16 protein-coding genes and 1 riboswitch are annotated in these 16,680 nt (G+C 56.7%); of the genes, 7 read left to right on the forward strand and 9 right to left on the reverse strand.

The genetic code is table 11. The features are described 5' to 3' along the window. Positions 1-55: 55 nt before the first annotated feature. The 5 genes from ubiA to malK all read right to left on the reverse strand — a co-directional run bounded on the left by ubiA (position 56) and on the right by malK (position 5,148). Positions 56-922 carry a 4-hydroxybenzoate octaprenyltransferase gene (gene ubiA / locus FHW76_RS21665; protein ID WP_008807308.1) on the reverse strand — a complete coding sequence of 289 codons (867 nt, stop codon included), beginning with the start codon at positions 920-922 and terminating at the stop codon, positions 56-58. 12 nt (positions 923-934) lie between these two features. Beyond that, positions 935-1,432 carry a chorismate lyase gene (ubiC, locus tag FHW76_RS21670; RefSeq protein ID WP_008807309.1) on the reverse strand — a complete coding sequence of 166 codons (498 nt, stop codon included), beginning with the start codon at positions 1,430-1,432 and terminating at the stop codon, positions 935-937. A gap of 187 nt (positions 1,433-1,619) precedes the next feature. Further along, positions 1,620-2,549: a maltose operon protein MalM gene (gene malM / locus FHW76_RS21675; RefSeq protein ID WP_008807310.1), complete on the reverse strand. Its 930-nt coding sequence runs from the start codon at positions 2,547-2,549 to the stop codon at positions 1,620-1,622. Positions 2,550-2,663: 114 nt separating this feature from the next. Then, positions 2,664-3,953 (reverse strand): maltoporin, encoded by a 1,290-nt coding sequence (locus tag FHW76_RS21680; protein WP_008807311.1) that lies wholly within the window; start codon positions 3,951-3,953, stop codon positions 2,664-2,666. 85 nt (positions 3,954-4,038) lie between these two features. Next, the gene (gene malK, locus FHW76_RS21685; RefSeq protein WP_008807312.1) at positions 4,039-5,148 is read right to left on the reverse strand and encodes a maltose/maltodextrin ABC transporter ATP-binding protein MalK; all 1,110 of its coding nucleotides are present in this window, start codon (positions 5,146-5,148) and stop codon (positions 4,039-4,041) included. Between the two features lie 370 nt (positions 5,149-5,518). Between malK and malE the strand changes: the two genes are divergently transcribed. The 3 genes from malE to malG all read left to right on the forward strand — a co-directional run bounded on the left by malE (position 5,519) and on the right by malG (position 9,276). Beyond that, a complete protein-coding gene (gene malE / locus FHW76_RS21690; RefSeq protein WP_008807313.1) occupies positions 5,519-6,709 on the forward strand; it encodes a maltose/maltodextrin ABC transporter substrate-binding protein MalE in 1,191 nt (396 codons plus the stop codon). A gap of 117 nt (positions 6,710-6,826) precedes the next feature. Further along, positions 6,827-8,371 carry a maltose ABC transporter permease MalF gene (malF, locus tag FHW76_RS21695; RefSeq protein WP_008807314.1) on the forward strand — a complete coding sequence of 515 codons (1,545 nt, stop codon included), beginning with the start codon at positions 6,827-6,829 and terminating at the stop codon, positions 8,369-8,371. Between the two features lie 14 nt (positions 8,372-8,385). Continuing rightward, positions 8,386-9,276: a maltose ABC transporter permease MalG gene (gene malG, locus FHW76_RS21700; protein WP_002884725.1), complete on the forward strand. Its 891-nt coding sequence runs from the start codon at positions 8,386-8,388 to the stop codon at positions 9,274-9,276. 192 nt (positions 9,277-9,468) lie between these two features. Here malG and psiE read toward each other — a convergent pair whose 3' ends face one another. Beyond that, positions 9,469-9,879 carry a phosphate-starvation-inducible protein PsiE gene (gene psiE, locus FHW76_RS21705; protein WP_004206282.1) on the reverse strand — a complete coding sequence of 137 codons (411 nt, stop codon included), beginning with the start codon at positions 9,877-9,879 and terminating at the stop codon, positions 9,469-9,471. A 144-nt stretch (positions 9,880-10,023) separates the two neighbouring features. Between psiE and FHW76_RS21710 the strand changes: the two genes are divergently transcribed. Together FHW76_RS21710 and FHW76_RS21715 are read left to right on the forward strand one after the other, a co-directional pair. After that, complete coding sequence (locus tag FHW76_RS21710; protein WP_008807315.1) at positions 10,024-10,533, forward strand: GNAT family N-acetyltransferase; 510 nt, start codon at positions 10,024-10,026, stop codon at positions 10,531-10,533. Positions 10,534-10,541: 8 nt separating this feature from the next. Next, on the forward strand, positions 10,542-10,997 hold the full coding sequence (locus tag FHW76_RS21715) for an acyltransferase (RefSeq protein WP_032701144.1): 456 nt from the start codon (positions 10,542-10,544) through the stop codon (positions 10,995-10,997). Positions 10,998-11,044: 47 nt separating this feature from the next. Here the strand turns inward: FHW76_RS21715 and pgi are convergent, their stop codons facing one another. Continuing rightward, the gene (pgi, locus tag FHW76_RS21720) at positions 11,045-12,694 is read right to left on the reverse strand and encodes a glucose-6-phosphate isomerase (protein ID WP_008807317.1); all 1,650 of its coding nucleotides are present in this window, start codon (positions 12,692-12,694) and stop codon (positions 11,045-11,047) included. Between the two features lie 349 nt (positions 12,695-13,043). Beyond that, positions 13,044-13,279: riboswitch (Lysine riboswitch) on the forward strand. Positions 13,280-13,458: 179 nt separating this feature from the next. Here pgi and lysC point away from each other — a divergent pair. Both lysC and panS read left to right on the forward strand, forming a co-directional pair. Beyond that, positions 13,459-14,808, forward strand: coding sequence for a lysine-sensitive aspartokinase 3 (gene lysC / locus FHW76_RS21725; RefSeq protein WP_008807318.1), 1,350 nt, complete (start codon positions 13,459-13,461; stop codon positions 14,806-14,808). 139 nt (positions 14,809-14,947) lie between these two features. Continuing rightward, entirely contained in the window at positions 14,948-15,877 is a 930-nt protein-coding gene (gene panS / locus FHW76_RS21730) for a ketopantoate/pantoate/pantothenate transporter PanS (protein WP_002884627.1), read from the forward strand. Positions 15,878-15,913: 36 nt separating this feature from the next. On the opposite strand, the gene FHW76_RS21735 is transcribed toward panS, so the two are convergent. Both FHW76_RS21735 and FHW76_RS21740 read right to left on the reverse strand, forming a co-directional pair. Next, a complete protein-coding gene (locus FHW76_RS21735) occupies positions 15,914-16,252 on the reverse strand; it encodes a helix-turn-helix domain-containing protein (protein ID WP_008807319.1) in 339 nt (112 codons plus the stop codon). Beyond that, positions 16,249-16,605, reverse strand: a complete 357-nt coding sequence (locus tag FHW76_RS21740) for a type II toxin-antitoxin system RelE/ParE family toxin (RefSeq protein WP_183476981.1) — start codon at positions 16,603-16,605, stop codon at positions 16,249-16,251. Before FHW76_RS21740 ends, FHW76_RS21735 begins: the two co-directional genes overlap by 4 nt. Positions 16,606-16,680: the final 75 nt, after the last annotated feature.

The raw sequence follows: 16,680 nt of genomic DNA on the forward strand, positions 1-16,680 counted from the left end.
CGGTGTTTTCTGCCCTCGCTTCCCCCCGATACACCGGGGGGAAGCTGACAGGGGATTACAGGTAGCTCATCGCCAGGCCCAGGAATAGCACCAGCCCGACGTAGTTATTGTTCATAAACGCTTTGAAGCAGTTATCGCGCTCGCGATTGAAGATAAGCTTCTGCTGCCAGCCAAACAGACCTGCCGCGACAAACAACGACCAGTAGTATTCCCAGCCCAGCCCATTCAGCCAGCCCACCGCGCCCATCAGCGCCAGCACGGCCACCTGCAGGATACCGATAATCAGACGATCGTTTTCGCCGAACAGGATCGCCGTGGACTTGATGCCGATCTTCACGTCGTCATCGCGATCCACCATCGCATACTGGGTATCGTAGGCCACCGCCCACAGAATGTTGGCGAGGAACATCAGCCAGCAGCTCAGCGGCAGCGATTCGCTAACGGCCGAGAAGGCCATCGGGATCGACCAGCCAAAGGCGGCCCCCAGCACCACCTGCGGCAGATGAGTGTAGCGCTTCATAAACGGGTAGACCCATGCCAGGGCCAGCGCCGCGACCGACAGCAGAATGGTCATGGTGTTGAGGGTGAGCACCAGCAGGAAGGAGAGCAACACCAGAACGATAAACAGCGTTCGCGCCTCTTTCTCGGTAACGTCGCCGCTCGGTAGCGGACGACGGGCGGTACGCTTTACGTGACCATCAAATTTTCGATCGGCATAGTCATTCACCACGCAGCCGGCGGCGCGCATCAGCCAGACGCCGGCGACGAATACCGCCAGGATCCACAGCGGCGGGACGCCCGGCGAGGCCACCCACAGCGCCCACAGCGTCGGCCACAGCAGCAGCAAAGCGCCGATCGGTTTGTCAGTGCGCATCAGGCGATGAAACGCCAACAGCTTATTCTGCGACAGACTCCACTCCATTTTTTCTTCCTCTTAGTACAACGGCGACGCAGGCAAAAACAGCTCGGTCAGCAGCAGGGGTTTGCCGCTCAGCCGCAGGCGGGAACGACGCCCCCACAGCGCTGCATCGCGACCAATTTCAATAAAATCGCGGGTTAATGTCGACGACGTGAACAGGTATCGGCCCAGCGGGATCTGCCCGAGCTGCTGTAGCGCCAGCTCCGGACCACACAGTGTCGACTCCGGCACCACCGTGCGCCCGGCCAGCCAGGGTTCGCCATCGGCATTGAGTATAATCTCCCGCAGCCAGTAGCGCGGCTCGTCAGGTAGCAGCGCCGCTTCGTCAGTCAGCGCCTCACGCTCAATATACCCTTCGTTAATCAGGGTCACGGTGACCTGCTTTCCTTGTTGCTCAAAGCGCTGGGTCATTGAGTCCTCCAGCAGCAGCCAGTCACTCAGGGGCGGCGCCAGGGATGGCATAACGGCAAAATAGCGCAGCGCACGCAGTCGCGTAAGCGCAGGATGGGACATGCCTGATTCTCCGGTACATAACGTGAAAGCATTGTATCGCAGAATAGGCGGTTGGTGGCGGGCAAACGTCAATATACGATCATTCACGCAACAGCCATGCAACAGGCTGCCGCGCGTGCAAAAAAAGGTGCATCCCGAAGGATGCACCTAAAGGCTGTGCCTAAACATCAGCATTGTGGGGAGACGATTACCCCTTGCCTTTTACACTGCTGATAAAGGTGGAACGAGCGGATTTCGAGCCGAGGCGCTCAGCTTCGTTCATCAATTTCAGGGCTTTGTCGATGTCACCTTGTTTCACCGCCTGCTTAATACCGTTGTTGAAGTAGGTTTCGGTATCGCTGAGCATCGGTTCGCTTTTGGCTGCCGGCGCAGCAGCAGCAGCGGCGGCTGGCGCGGCCACCGGCGCGGCGGTATTGCCGACGGTGACCGGACCCGGGCCGGAGGAGCCGAACAGCGGGCCCACCAGCACGCTGGAGGTGCTATTGGTTTTCACTTTCAGCTTCAGCACGCCATCGGTGGTATGTTTAGCGATCGGATCCGGGATATCCGGGGCCGCATTGCCGGCGCCTTTGGCATAGGCTTTCGCCGGATCCAGCAGGGTCGTGGTCTGCTGGAGATCTTTTTCAGTGGTAAACACCAGCACATAGAGTTTTTGCTGGCCCAGCGCCGGGGTCAGGCGCATCACGCCGCCCAGGCGGTCAGCGGTCATGACGCCCGGCTGCTGATAGGTAAAGTAGTTGCTGGGGAAGAACGCCGCTGGCGTCATGTTCTGATCCAGAATCAGCACGTTCGGCGCAAAAATCTGCTTATGTTTGTTCAGTTCGCTGTCGAGCGTCAGAGTCAGCTCACCGATATTGGCCGGTACGCTCCAGGCGGCGACCGGTCCGACGATCCCCGGGACATCCAGGCGTTGACCGCCGGTGGTTAAATCAACGCTCTGCGTCTTTGATTGATCGGCAGGCGTCCAGATCAGCTGCTGCAGCGCGCTGGCTGGAATAGACGGAGCGGCGCTGGTGTTTTGCGGTACAAAGTTAACATCGGCAAGGCTCATCCCCGGCACGCATGCCAACATCCCTGCGGATAAACACAGAGCGACGAGAGTTTTCTTCATTTTCATTCTTCTCACCTTGGATAGCATCGGTTTAGCGGTAGCCAGGCAATAGCGCGCTAACCCTGAATAGTCAGGAGGGGCTGACGCCCCTCCCAGGTTACACCCGTCCTGCGGACGGTATTACCACCACACTTCCATCTGGGCACCGAAGGTAACTTCGCTGTCGTCACCGCGGCTGGAGGTGTACATGCCGCTTCCGCTGCTGTCTTTGGTCTGCAGACCGGAGGCGTTGCTGTAACCCCAGTTTTCATCCCACTTCGCGTAGGTTGCGAAAATACGGATAGCCGGACGAGACCAGACGCTGTTGCCTGCCTGCCACTGTTGAGCCAGAGTAATTTTGTACTGGTTGTTGTTTTCGCTGGTACGCTGGGATTTCACGTTGTCGTAACCGATTTCCAGCTGGGTGCTCATGATCGGCGTCCATTTGTACATCGGACGGACACCCACGGTGTACCAGGTCGAACCGTTTTTGCTGTCCAGGTCCACGTCCTGGTACATTGCCACGTACATCAGGCCCCAGTCATCGTTGAAGTCCATCGCACCGTGATCCAGAACGCGGATCATGCTGCCGTTGTTATCGATGCTGGTCCCTTGAGAGTGGCCGCTGTTCCAGGAGGTCATTGCGTCGGTCGCGTACTGAACGACAAACTTGTTGAAGCCGCCCCAGATGGACTGAGTATGTTCACCGGTCCACATCCAGCCGTCTTTCGACGCGCCGTCTTCCAGGCGGTAGTCATCCTGCGGGTTCGCGCGGCCGTAATCGACGCCTAACTCCAGCACGCCGCCCGGGTTGGTTTCCAGGCCCGCCAGACGGATGTCAAAGACGTCGTTGGCCGTTTTCGCTGCATATTTTTTGGTGTCATCGCTGGAGAAGGTATAAGAACCGCCGCTTTCTGAGTTACGGGTAGCGGCCAGAGAGAGCTTACCGAAGCCAAGGTCAACGTTTTCCAGACCTGCACCCGGGCCGGAGATATCCCAGTAGTAGAAGTCGATCATGTGAACGTCATGACGCTGATAGAAGCGTTTACCCGCCCACAGCGTGGAGCCCGGCAGCCAGTCGATCAGGTTTTTACCCTGGATGTTGGCTTCACGGAACGCCGGAGAGGTGCTTTCCCAGTCATCTTCCTGATTCACGGAATAGGCAACGTTAGTATCGAAATAAAAACTCTTATCCCCTTCTTTCCACAGTTCCTGGCCCAGCTTCAGTTCCGCATAGGTTTCACATTCGTTACCAAGACGGTATTTACTTTGAGCACCGGTCGCTTTGAAGCACTGTTGCTCGCCGCCGCTGCCGGTCCAGCCAATGCCGGAACGCGCGTAGCCATGGAAATCGACAGCCAGCGCCTGAGCAGACATTACGCCTGCTGCGACGGCGACCGCCAGAGGAAGTTTGCGCAGAGTAATCATCATTCTATCTCCTGAGATCATTGCTTTTCTTTGAACGCTTCGCCGGTGTACCGCCTGCCGGGTTCGCGCCTTTTTTTAATGGGAAGCCTTACACGCCCGGCTCTTTATGCAGCCGACGACAAGCGGTGCCATCCTCACGGAATAAGTGGCAACGTTCTGGCGGCAAACCGATGGCGAATGTGGCTCCCTCTTCTACCAACACCACGTCGTTCTGGCGGTAAACCAGGTTCTGACGGATGGCGGGGATCTGGATATGAATTTGCGTTTCATGACCGAGCTGTTCGACGACCTGAACCTCGCCTTCGAGGGTCACATCGGCGATATCGCTGGGCAGTAAATGCTCCGGGCGGATACCTAAGGACATGTTGGCGCCCACCTGAACGTTGGCGCTGTCCACCGGCAGCCAGACTTGCTGACGGTTCGGCAGTTCTACCTGCACCTGATCGATAGCCGTCGCCGTGACTTTGACCGGCAGGAAGTTCATCTTCGGCGAACCGATAAAGCCGGCAACGAAGCGGTCAGCCGGATAGTGATAGAGCTCCAGCGGTTTCCCGACCTGCGCCACACGGCCGGCGTCCAGAACCACGATCTTGTCGGCGAGGGTCATCGCTTCCACCTGATCGTGGGTGACATAAATCATGGTGCGGGCCAGTCGCTTATGCAGACGGGAGATCTCGATACGCATCTGGACGCGCAGGGCGGCATCCAGGTTAGAGAGCGGTTCATCCAGCAGGAAGACGCTTGGCTCTGCCACCAGCGTACGACCGATCGCCACACGCTGGCGCTGACCACCGGAAAGCGCTTTCGGTTTACGCTCCAGGAGATGCGCCAGCTGTAAGACCTCAGCCACCTGAGTCACACGCTGGTTAATAACCTCTTTTTTCGCGCCGGCCAGCTTGAGGCCGAAAGACATATTTTCGGCAACGGAAAGATGGGGATAAAGCGCATATGACTGGAATACCATGCCGATGCCACGTTCGGCTGGCGGCACGTCGTTCATCCGGGTATCGCCAATAAACAGATCGCCGCTGGTGACGGTTTCCAGTCCGGCAATCATACGCAGCAGGGTGGATTTGCCGCAGCCCGACGGTCCAACAAACACGACGAACTCCCCATCCTGGATCTCGAGATTGATATCTTTAGATACCACCACGTCGCCCCAGGCTTTCGTTACATTTCGCAGCTGTACGCTCGCCATGCCCTTCTCCCTTCGTTACAACCTGTCACTTAAAGACACATTCAAGATGGGTCGACTATGCGGCATTCCTTAGGCTGGCAAATCCTCCACCCCCCGGCTTTTTTATGGGGGAGGAGATGGGAGGATGAGAGATTGCCTCTCGCCGCGGGGGATGGCGGACGCAGCGTGATTTCGTGATGGGGACGACAAAATTGGGCACTTTTTTCTGTGCTCCAGGACGCAATACGGCCGTTTTTGCAATGGAGATCACACAACCAGCGGGTGGGGCGTAGACCTGGGGAGGATGGAAAGGGGTTGTTAAAAAAGGAAACTCATCATCGTTAAGCCACCGAAGTGTATCCACGAGTACATCACCAAATAGGACGGGTATATGAAAATCAAAACTGGCGCTCGCATCCTCGCGCTGTCAGCACTGACCACGATGATGTTTTCCGCCTCTGCCCTCGCAAAAATTGAAGAAGGTAAGCTGGTTATCTGGATTAACGGCGACAAAGGCTATAACGGCCTCGCTGAAGTGGGTAAAAAGTTTGAAAAAGACACCGGCATTAAAGTTTCCGTAGAGCATCCGGACAAGCTGGAAGAGAAGTTCCCGCAGGTTGCGGCGACCGGCGACGGCCCGGACATCATCTTCTGGGCGCATGACCGTTTCGGCGGCTACGCACAGTCCGGCCTGCTGGCTGAAATCACCCCGGACAAAGCGTTCCAGGACAAACTCTATCCCTTCACCTGGGATGCCGTGCGCTTTAACGGCAAACTGATCGCCTATCCGGTGGCGGTTGAAGCCCTGTCCCTGATTTATAACAAGGACCTGGTGCCGAACCCGCCGAAAACCTGGGAAGAGATCCCGGCGCTGGATAAAGCGCTGAAAGCGAAAGGTAAGAGCGCGCTGATGTTCAACCTGCAAGAACCGTACTTCACCTGGCCGCTGATCGCTGCCGACGGCGGGTACGCCTTCAAGTTTGAAAACGGCAAATATGACGTGAAAAACGTCGGCGTAGACAGCGCAGGCGCGAAAGCGGGTCTCACCTTCCTGGTTGACCTGATCAAGAACAAGCACATGAATGCCGACACGGATTACTCCATCGCGGAAGCCGCCTTCAACAAAGGCGAAACCGCCATGACCATCAACGGTCCGTGGGCGTGGTCTAACATTGATAAGAGCAAGGTTAATTACGGCGTCGCCCTGCTGCCGACCTTTAAAGGCAAACCATCGAAACCGTTCGTTGGCGTGCTGAGCGCCGGTATCAACGCCGCCAGCCCGAACAAAGAGCTGGCGAAAGAGTTCCTCGAAAACTACCTGATGACCGATCAGGGTCTGGAAGCGGTTAACAACGACAAACCGCTGGGTGCTGTCGCGCTGAAATCCTTCCAGGAGAAACTGGAAAAAGATCCGCGCATCGCCGCCACCATGGCGAACGCCCAGAATGGCGAAATCATGCCTAACATCCCGCAGATGTCTGCCTTCTGGTATGCCGTTCGTACCGCGGTAATCAACGCCGCCAGCGGTCGCCAGACGGTCGATGCTGCACTGAAGGATGCACAGAGCCGTATCACCAAGTAAGAAAACGGCGGGTGGCGCTTGCGCTTACCCGCCCTACCACTACGGCTCGGACCGTAGGTCAGGTAAGCGAAGCGCCGCCTGACAAATAAGTTTTCACCGCTGTAGAGGATGATCCCCATGGATGCCGTTAAAAAGAAACACTGGTGGCAAAGTCCGCAACTCACATGGTCTGTGATTGGCTTACTGTGCCTGCTGGTGGGTTACCTTGTTGTTTTGATGTACGCCCAGGGGGAGTACCTGTTCGCCATCATGACGCTGATTTTAAGCTCAGTTGGCCTGTATATTTTCGCTAATCGCAAGGCTTATGCCTGGCGCTATGTCTATCCCGGCCTCGCCGGCATGGGTCTGTTCGTCCTGTTTCCGCTGATCTGTACCATTGCCATCGCCTTCACTAACTACAGCAGCACCAACCAGCTGACCTTTGAACGTGCGCAGCAGGTGCTGATGGATCGCTCTTTCCAGGCTGGCAAAGCCTATAACTTCACGCTGATCCCGGCGGGGGACGAGTGGAAACTGGCCCTGACCGACGGCGAGAGCGGTAAAAACTACCTTTCCGACGCTTTTAAATTCGGCGGTGAGCAGAAGCTGGCGTTAAAAGAAACCGATGCCCTGCCGGAAGGCGAGCGCGTCAGCCTGCGCGTCATTACCCAGAACCGCACCGCGCTGAACCAACTGACCGCGGTGCTGCCGGATGACAGCAAAGTGATCATGAGCTCGCTGCGTCAGTTCTCTGGCACTCAACCGCTGTATACGCTTAGCGAAGATGGGGTGCTGACCAACAATCAGACCCACGTTAAATACCGCCCGAACAATGACGTAGGCTTCTACCAGGCGATTAACGCCGACGGCAGCTGGGGCACTGAAAAGCTGAGCCCGGGCTACACCGTGACGATCGGCTGGGATAACTTCACTCGCGTCTTCCAGGACGAAGGTATCCAGAAACCGTTCTTCGCTATTTTCGTCTGGACCGTGGTGTTCTCGGTGCTGACGGTGATTTTGACCGTGGCCGTGGGAATGGTGCTGGCTTGTCTGGTGCAGTGGGAAGCGCTGAAAGGCAAAGCAATTTACCGCGTCCTGTTGATTCTGCCGTATGCCGTACCGTCGTTTATTTCGATTCTGATTTTCAAAGGGCTGTTCAACCAGAGCTTTGGTGAAATCAATATGATGCTCAGCGCGCTGTTCGGCATTAAGCCGGCCTGGTTTAGCGACCCGACCACCGCGCGTACCATGATCATCATCGTCAATACCTGGCTGGGCTATCCGTACATGATGATCCTGTGCATGGGGTTGCTGAAGGCGATTCCGGACGATCTGTACGAAGCGTCGGCGATGGATGGCGCCGGTCCGTTCCAGAACTTCTTTAAAATTACGCTGCCGCTGCTGATCAAACCGCTGACACCGCTGATGATCGCCAGCTTCGCCTTTAACTTTAACAACTTCGTGCTGATTCAGCTGTTGACCAACGGTGGTCCGGACCGTCTCGGCACCACCACCCCGGCCGGTTATACCGACCTGCTGGTGAGCTACACCTATCGCATCGCCTTTGAAGGCGGCGGCGGTCAGGACTTCGGCCTGGCGGCGGCTATCGCAACGCTTATCTTCCTGCTGGTTGGCGCGTTAGCGATTGTGAATCTGAAAGCCACGCGCATGAAGTTTGATTAAGGGAGATAACGATAATGGCTATGGTCCAACCCAAATCTCAAAAGCTGCGTCTCTTTACTACGCATCTCCTGCTACTGATTTTTATCGCGGCGATTATGTTTCCGCTGCTGATGGTTATCGCCATCTCGCTGCGCGAGGGTAACTTCGCCACCGGCAGCCTGATCCCGGATACCATCTCCTGGGAACACTGGCGTCTGGCGTTAGGCTTCAGCGTCGAACACGCCGATGGCCGCGTCACGCCGCCGCCGTTCCCGGTGCTGCTGTGGCTGTGGAACTCGATTAAGGTCGCCGGCATTACCGCGATCGGTATCGTCGCCCTCTCCACCACCTGCGCCTACGCTTTTGCCCGTATGCGCTTCCCGGGGAAAGCGACGCTGCTGAAAGGGATGCTGATTTTCCAGATGTTCCCGGCGGTGCTGTCGCTGGTGGCTCTGTATGCGTTGTTTGATCGCCTGGGCCAGTACATCCCGTTCGTCGGCCTCAACACCCACGGCGGCGTGATCTTCGCTTATATGGGCGGTATCGCGCTGCACGTCTGGACGATTAAAGGCTACTTCGAAACCATCGATGGTTCGCTGGAAGAAGCGGCGGCGCTGGATGGCGCGACCCCATGGCAGGCCTTCCGCCTCGTGCTGCTGCCGCTGTCGGTGCCGATTCTGGCGGTGGTGTTTATTCTGTCGTTCATCGCAGCCATCACCGAAGTGCCCGTCGCCTCGCTGCTGCTGCGCGATGTGAACAGCTATACCCTGGCGGTAGGTATGCAACAGTATCTCAACCCGCAGAACTATCTGTGGGGCGACTTCGCCGCTGCGGCGGTGCTCTCCGCCATCCCGATCACGGTCGTCTTCCTGCTGGCGCAGCGCTGGCTGGTTAACGGCCTGACGGCGGGTGGGGTGAAAGGTTAAGTTTTTTTGTAACACCGGCCCCAAATTTCAGATGAGGGCCGACGGTCTAGCCGCAATACACGACCCCAACCGGGTATTGTCGCCGTCGCCCTCAGCTGAAAAAGTAAGGCCAATGCCACTGCTATCCTCAACTGGACCCTACATAAATTTTATTTGTGACTGTTGGTCAGCGGCCCTGGAGGCCGCTTTTTTTTATTCGCGTTTCAGGCGATTGGAGTTACACAGCCAGAGCGTAATCACCAGGATCAGGATCGCAGCAGAGTAAATCAGCACCGCCATCGGCGACTCATGGTCGATGATAATCAGGCGCACAATCGCGGTGATGCCGATATAGACGAAATAGCGCAGCGGGAAGTGGAACCCCGACTGAAAATACTTGACGATCAGCGCGATAAACTCGAAGTAGAGGAAGTAGACCACCAGACCTTCCACCAGCCGGTACTTACTGGTCGGCTCCGGGGTAAAGAGGACATCGGCCAGATGCAACGTCTCTTTCCCGAGGAAGACGATCAAAATAATCCCCAGGCACAGCAGCCCAAGATTCAAAACCGTTTGCATCGCGGTGGCGATAAAATTCACCAGCGGACGATAAACCGACGACATAAATACCCCTCATCATTATGCTTCTTTGAGACCTGTATAACGCAAAAATGTGATCCAGATCGACATTATTCGCTAACTTTTTGCCACCACCGGCGAAGATGTAACAATCACAGCCCAGACGGACGGGTTAAAAAGGAAACAACCATGCTGAAGATTCGTACCGCACGCGCAGAGGATGCGGCTTTACTCAATGAAATGGGCAATGCCAGCTATCGCCATCACTTTGCTCACCTCTGGCATAACGCCGACGAGCTGGCGTGCTACCTGCAACAAGAGTATTCCCTGGCCTCGCTGCAACGCAGCCTGACCGATTCCCAGTGCTGTTGGTTGATTGCTGAAGCCCCCCACCCTGTCGGCTTTGCGAAATACGCCTGTCGTCAGGCGATAAGTCCTGAAGGTCCGTCCGGTACGCTGTTGCATAAGCTCTATCTGCTGCCTGACACAACGGGCCGACGCTACGGCGAGCAGATATTTCGCGCCGTCGAGGCGAGAGCAAAAGCGGCCGGTGAACGCTGGCTGTGGCTGGAAGTGCTCGCCGATAACCCCGCTGCGCGCCGCTTTTACGAACGTCAGGGGATGCAGCACGTGAAAGATGTCGCATTTCATTCCGCCAGCCAGCAAAGCACCTTACATATTCTGGCCAAACCGATCTGAGAGGCACTATGCATACCCTTCGGGAAACGGCGATCCGCAACGTCACCAGCGGTGAGAACGTGGTGATCTACCAGCCCGCCAACCTGTACGACTGTGTCCTTGGCGATAACGTCTTCGTCGGGCCGTTCGTTGAGATCCAGGGCAATACCCGCATTGGCGCGAACAGTAAAATTCAGTCCCATACTTTTATCTGCGAGTACGTCACCATTGGCCAGCGCTGCTTTATCGGTCACGGCGTGATGTTTGCCAACGACCTGTTTCGCGACGGCAAACCGAATGCCGACCGCGCCAGCTGGGGGCGAATTGAGATTGGCGATGACGTGTCGATCGGCAGCGGCGCCACGATTCTGGCCGTCAGCATCTGCGATGGGGTGGTGATAGGCGCGGGCAGCGTGGTGACGAAGTCCATTACCGAGAAAGGGGTGTGGGCGGGGAATCCGGCGAGGCTGCTGCGGCGGCTGTAAAAAAAATGCCGACCTAAGGGTCGGCATTGCGTCTTAGCTGCGCAAGATTATGCGCGCCAGGCTTTATAACGGTTAATCAGGCCGTTAGTCGAGCTGTCGTGGCTGCTAACTTCGCTGCCGTCTTTCAGCTCCGGCAGGATGCGGTTAGCCAGCTGTTTGCCCAGTTCAACGCCCCACTGGTCGAAGGTGAAGATGTTGAGGATCGCGCCCTGGGTGAAGATTTTGTGCTCGTACAGGGCAATCAGCGCCCCCAGGCTGAACGGGGTGATTTCACGCAGCAGGATGGAGTTCGTCGGACGGTTGCCTTCAAACACTTTGAACGGCACCACGTGCTCCAGGGTCGCCGGATCTTTACCCTGATCGCGATATTCCTGCTCGACCACTTCACGGGATTTACCGAAAGCCAGGGCCTCGGTCTGAGCGAAGAAGTTGGACAGCAGCTTCGGATGATGGTCGGACAGCGGGTTGTGGGTGATAGCTGGGGCGATGAAATCGCACGGTACCATTTTGGTGCCCTGGTGGATCAGCTGGTAGAACGCGTGCTGACCGTTGGTGCCCGGCTCACCCCAGATGATCGGGCCAGTCTGGTAGTCTACCGCGTGGCCGTTACGGTCAACATACTTACCGTTGGACTCCATGTTGCCCTGCTGGAAGTAGGCGGCAAAACGGTGCATGTACTGGTCGTACGGCAGAATCGCTTCGGTTTCTGCTCCGAAGAAGTTGTTGTACCAGATACCGATCAGCGCCAGCAGCACCGGCAGGTTTTTCTCCGCCGGGGTGGTGGAGAAGTGTTTATCCATCGCATGCGCGCCGGACAGCAGCTCAACGAAGTTGTCGAAGCCCACGGAGAGAATGATGGACAGGCCAATCGCCGACCACAGGGAGTAGCGGCCGCCAACCCAGTCCCAGAATTCGAACATGTTGGCGGTGTCGATGCCGAACTCGCCAACTGCTTTCGCGTTGGTAGAGAGCGCGGCGAAGTGTTTAGCCACGTGCTTGTCGTCGCCCGCGGTCGCCAGGAACCAGTCGCGCGCGCTGTGGGCGTTGGTCATGGTCTCCTGGGTGGTGAAGGTCTTGGACGCCACCAGGAACAGGGTCGTTTCCGGATCCACGTTCTTCAGCACTTCAGCGATGTGGGTGCCATCGACGTTGGAGACAAAGTGCATGTTGAGGTGGTTTTTGTACGGACGCAGCGCTTCGGTGACCATGAACGGACCGAGGTCGGAACCGCCGATACCAATGTTAACCACGTCGGTGATCGGTTTGCCGGTATAGCCTTTCCAGCTACCGGAGATAATCGCTTCTGAGAAGGTTTTCATCTTCTCCAGCACAGCGTTCACTTCCGGCATCACATCTTTGCCATCAACCACAATCGGCGTATTGCTGCGGTTGCGCAGCGCGACGTGCAGTACCGCACGGTCTTCGGTACGGTTGATCTTTTCGCCGGAGAACATCGATTTAATGGCGCCTGCCAGATCGGTCTCTTTCGCCAGATCCTGCAGTTTAGCCAGCGTCTCTTCGGTGATGCGGTTTTTGGAGAAGTCCACCAGCATCAGATCGTCGAACGTCGCGGAAAACTTAGAAAAACGGTCGCTATCTTTGGCGAACAGCTCGCTGATAGTGACATCTTTCATTTCGTCGAAGTGTTTCTGTAATGCCTGCCAGGCAGAGGTCTGCGTTGGGTTGATGTTTTTCATTAGCAATACTCTTCTGATTTGAGATTGTGACTTCGGTCGATTGTAGCGCCGGTGACGGAAAATTGTGATGATTTTTGTGACTTGTCCCTGACGCCGGTCAGGAATCGGGTCAAAACGGAGTAAAAAGCCCCATTAGTATAGCTATCATAAGGCTTTTTTCTGTTAGCCGCAGGGGCATGAAAAATCCGCATAACCGCAGCGTTGACATAGCTGGTGTTAAGCCTTTATATATCCGCAGTGCTTACGTATTGGTAGGTATCTATTGCTCGCGCATTTCACGCTACAGCGAAAGGGTATTCGCGGGGGATATAATGTCCCTGTTCCCCCGGCCAGGTGAAAGACGTCGGTAATTGCCAGAAGAGGTGCGTTGCCCAGGTAACCGTATTGGAGGAACCAGTCCGGGGAAAATACGTGAGGGGGAGCAACGCCGAGGTGAAAGAGCGTCTGGTCACGCTCCTCACCGGCCACAGGGGCTGAATCCCCTGGGTTGTCACCAGAAACGTTCGCAGTCGGGCGTTTCATACCCGAACACCTCAGCGCCCAGAGCGGTGAGTCGGGTCTACAAGGTGGAGCACTTCTGGGTGACATCGTAGTTGTTTATCACTCTGCGCCACCCTGTTTATCGCTCTTCCCTTGTGCCATGGCTGAATAATTTGGCCTGGCTTATTAAGACATTTTGTTGCGATCCGGCGGCGTCCAGCCCCTGCCACGATCGGTGTTCAGGAATCGTTTTAATAAGTCAGGCCCCCTGACACGAGGTTGTTATGACAGATCTAGTCGTCGCCAAATTTGGCGGCACCAGCGTTGCCGATTTTGACGCTATGAACCGCAGCATCGATGTGGCGCTGCTCGATGCCAATACCCGTATTGTTGTGCTCTCCGCCTCCGCCGGCGTGACCAACATTCTGGTGGCCTTAGCGGGAGGGCTGGAACCCACCGAACGTTTTTCCCAGCTGGATGCTCTGCGCCAGATCCAGTTCAATATTCTGGAGCGTTTGCGCTATCCCAACGTGATCCGCGAAGAGATTGAGCGCCTGCTGGAAAATATCACCACGCTGGCGGAAGCCGCCGCGCTCGCCTCCTCGACCGCCCTGACCGACGAACTGGTCAGCCATGGCGAACTGATGTCCACCCTGCTGTTTGTAGAAATTCTGCGTGAACGCGGTATTCAGGCGCAGTGGTTTGACGCCCGTAAAGTGCTGCGCACTAACGATCGCTTTGGCCGCGCCGAACCGGACATCGCCGCCGTCGCCGAACTGACCCAGCAGCAGCTGGCGCCGCGCCTGGCGGAAGGCCTGGTGGTGACCCAGGGCTTTATCGGCAGCGAAGCGAAAGGCCGCACCACCACCCTCGGCCGCGGCGGTAGCGATTATACCGCCGCTCTGCTCGGCGAAGCGCTGAATGCCACCCGCGTCGATATCTGGACCGATGTGCCCGGGATCTATACGACCGATCCGCGCGTGGCGCCAGCGGCGAAACGCATCGACGTCATCGCCTTTGAAGAGGCAGCGGAAATGGCCACCTTTGGCGCCAAAGTGCTGCACCCGGCGACCCTGCTGCCCGCTGTGCGCAGCGATATCCCGGTGTTTGTCGGCTCCAGTAAAGAGCCTAAAGCGGGCGGTACGCTGGTGTGTAAAACCACCGAGAACCCGCCGCTGTTCCGCGCGCTGGCGCTGCGTCGCCGCCAGACGCTGCTGACGCTGCACAGCCTGAATATGCTGCACTCCCGCGGCTTCCTCGCCGAGGTATTCGGCATTCTGGCGCGCCATAACATCTCCGTCGATTTGATCACCACCTCCGAAGTGAGCGTGGCCCTGACCATGGATACCACCGGCTCAACCTCTGCAGGCGATACCCTGCTGACCCAGGCGCTGCTGACTGAACTCTCCTCGCTGTGCCGCGTGGAAGTGGAGGAAGACCTGGCGCTGGTGGCCCTGATTGGCAATGAGCTGTCGAAAGCCTGCGGCGTCGGCAAAGAGGTCTTTGGCGTCCTCGAGCCGTTTAATATCCGCATGATCTGCTATGGCGCCTCCAGCCATAACCTCTGCTTCCTGGTGCCTGGCGCCGATGCGGAGAAGGTGGTGCAGAAGCTGCATCACAATTTGTTTGAATAAAATTTCTTAGCACGATAAACAATACCTATAGCCGGGCTCGAACCCGGCTTTTTTATAACAACATCAACACAACCAGCGGACCTGCTCGCCGTCCCATCGGGATGGCGCGGCCCGGTTCGCGTATCGCAAGGAACACAACATGCTCGCAACTCTGACGCGGCTGTTCCCGTTATGGGCACTGCTGCTCTCCGTTCTGGCCTATTACACTCCCACCACCTTCACCCCAATTGGCCCATGGGTCACCACCCTGCTGATGCTGATCATGTTCGGTATGGGTGTGCATCTGAAGCTGGAGGATTTCAAACGCGTCCTGTCGCGCCCGGCGCCGGTCGCTGCGGGGATCTTTCTCCATTATCTGGTGATGCCGCTCGCCGCCTGGCTGCTGGCGCTGCTGTTTCATATGCCGCCGGAGCTTTCCGCCGGGATGGTGCTGGTCGGCAGCGTCGCCAGCGGGACTGCCTCCAACGTGATGATCTTTCTTGCCAAAGGGGATGTGGCGCTGTCGGTGACCATCTCCTCGGTCTCCACCCTCGTCGGCGTCGTGGCGACACCGCTGCTCACCCGTCTGTACGTCGACGCGCATATTCAGGTCGACGTCATGGGCATGTTGCTCAGCATTCTGCAGATTGTGGTCATCCCCATCGCGCTGGGACTGATTGTCCATCATCTGCTGCCGAAGGTGGTGAAAGCGGTAGAGCCGTTCCTGCCCGCCTTCTCGATGGTGTGCATTCTGGCGATCATCAGCGCGGTGGTGGCGGGTTCCGCCGCCCATATTGCCTCCGTCGGCCTGGTGGTGATTATCGCGGTGATCCTGCATAACACCATTGGCCTGCTTGGCGGCTACTGGGGCGGACGTCTGTTTGGTTTTGATGAATCCACCTGCCGTACGCTGGCGATCGAGGTGGGGATGCAGAACTCTGGCCTGGCGGCCGCGCTGGGTAAAATTTACTTCGGCCCGCTGGCGGCGCTGCCAGGCGCGCTGTTCTCCGTCTGGCATAACCTGTCCGGTTCGCTGCTGGCCGGGTACTGGTCAGGAAAGCCTATCGCCAAAAAAGCCGACAAGCGCTGAGCGTGATACGTCCGGGCGCAGGCCCGGGCGTGTGCGTTATCCAATCTGCAAACGTACTGGTTTACCTAACTTCATTAACATCATGACTAACGCATCCAGGGTAAACTTACTGGTTTTCTGATTGACCACATCTGAAATACGCGGGCGCGAAATGCTCAACTTCGCGGCAGCATCGGCCTGCTTCAATTGATGTTCATCTATCCACTCAGCGATTTCCTGCATTAACTGTCGTTTAAGCGCCATCAACTGCTCAACTTCTTTTTCCGCTTGTCCCCGAAGCTGCTCTGCGTCAGCATCATCAAAGCCCAGTTCACTGAATATATTGCTCTCTTCAGAGGTCACATGACGAATACCATCCACCCTCTTACGATTCATTTATGACTCCTGTGTTCCTGCTGTATAACCTGCAAACGGTTTCTGACAATCTGTTTTTCGTGTTCGGCGGTACGTCGCGTCTTTTTGTTAAAACAGTGCAGGACATATATCGCCTCTGCAAAACGGGCCAGATAAATTACCCGATATGCACCGGAAAAGTGGCGCAGGCGGATTTCCTCAAAGCCCCGCCCCAGTTGAGGCATCGCTTTCCAGTCCGCAGCCTCTAAACCCGACTGTAAACGATAAAGCTGGAATCCGGCATCTCTGCGGACGTCCTCAGGAAACTGGCGCAGATCGTCAAAGGAAGAGCCCATCCAGACGATACGCCTTAATTTCTGTTGCTGATTGAGCATACCACATCCTTGTATAAAATTTTATACATCTCCCGCCCAAAATTTGTCGTCGTTGGCCAGTAGGCGTGCCGTTAC

Origin of the sequence: Klebsiella sp. RC2, assembly GCF_014192815.1 — a bacterium.
GTDB classification, from domain to species: domain Bacteria; phylum Pseudomonadota; class Gammaproteobacteria; order Enterobacterales; family Enterobacteriaceae; genus Klebsiella; species Klebsiella variicola.

Coding starts and splice junctions, on each gene's coding strand:
- ubiA (WP_008807308.1), bottom strand. CDS start 922: ATGGAGTGGAGTCTGTCGCAGAATAAGCTGTTGGCGTTTCATCGCCTG.
- ubiC (WP_008807309.1), bottom strand. CDS start 1,432: ATGTCCCATCCTGCGCTTACGCGACTGCGTGCGCTGCGCTATTTTGCC.
- malM (WP_008807310.1), bottom strand. CDS start 2,549: ATGAAAATGAAGAAAACTCTCGTCGCTCTGTGTTTATCCGCAGGGATG.
- FHW76_RS21680 (WP_008807311.1), bottom strand. CDS start 3,953: ATGATGATTACTCTGCGCAAACTTCCTCTGGCGGTCGCCGTCGCAGCA.
- malK (WP_008807312.1), bottom strand. CDS start 5,148: ATGGCGAGCGTACAGCTGCGAAATGTAACGAAAGCCTGGGGCGACGTG.
- malE (WP_008807313.1), top strand. CDS start 5,519: ATGAAAATCAAAACTGGCGCTCGCATCCTCGCGCTGTCAGCACTGACC.
- malF (WP_008807314.1), top strand. CDS start 6,827: ATGGATGCCGTTAAAAAGAAACACTGGTGGCAAAGTCCGCAACTCACA.
- malG (WP_002884725.1), top strand. CDS start 8,386: ATGGCTATGGTCCAACCCAAATCTCAAAAGCTGCGTCTCTTTACTACG.
- psiE (WP_004206282.1), bottom strand. CDS start 9,879: ATGTCGTCGGTTTATCGTCCGCTGGTGAATTTTATCGCCACCGCGATG.
- FHW76_RS21710 (WP_008807315.1), top strand. CDS start 10,024: ATGCTGAAGATTCGTACCGCACGCGCAGAGGATGCGGCTTTACTCAAT.
- FHW76_RS21715 (WP_032701144.1), top strand. CDS start 10,542: ATGCATACCCTTCGGGAAACGGCGATCCGCAACGTCACCAGCGGTGAG.
- pgi (WP_008807317.1), bottom strand. CDS start 12,694: ATGAAAAACATCAACCCAACGCAGACCTCTGCCTGGCAGGCATTACAG.
- lysC (WP_008807318.1), top strand. CDS start 13,459: ATGACAGATCTAGTCGTCGCCAAATTTGGCGGCACCAGCGTTGCCGAT.
- panS (WP_002884627.1), top strand. CDS start 14,948: ATGCTCGCAACTCTGACGCGGCTGTTCCCGTTATGGGCACTGCTGCTC.
- FHW76_RS21735 (WP_008807319.1), bottom strand. CDS start 16,252: ATGAATCGTAAGAGGGTGGATGGTATTCGTCATGTGACCTCTGAAGAG.
- FHW76_RS21740 (WP_183476981.1), bottom strand. CDS start 16,605: ATGCTCAATCAGCAACAGAAATTAAGGCGTATCGTCTGGATGGGCTCT.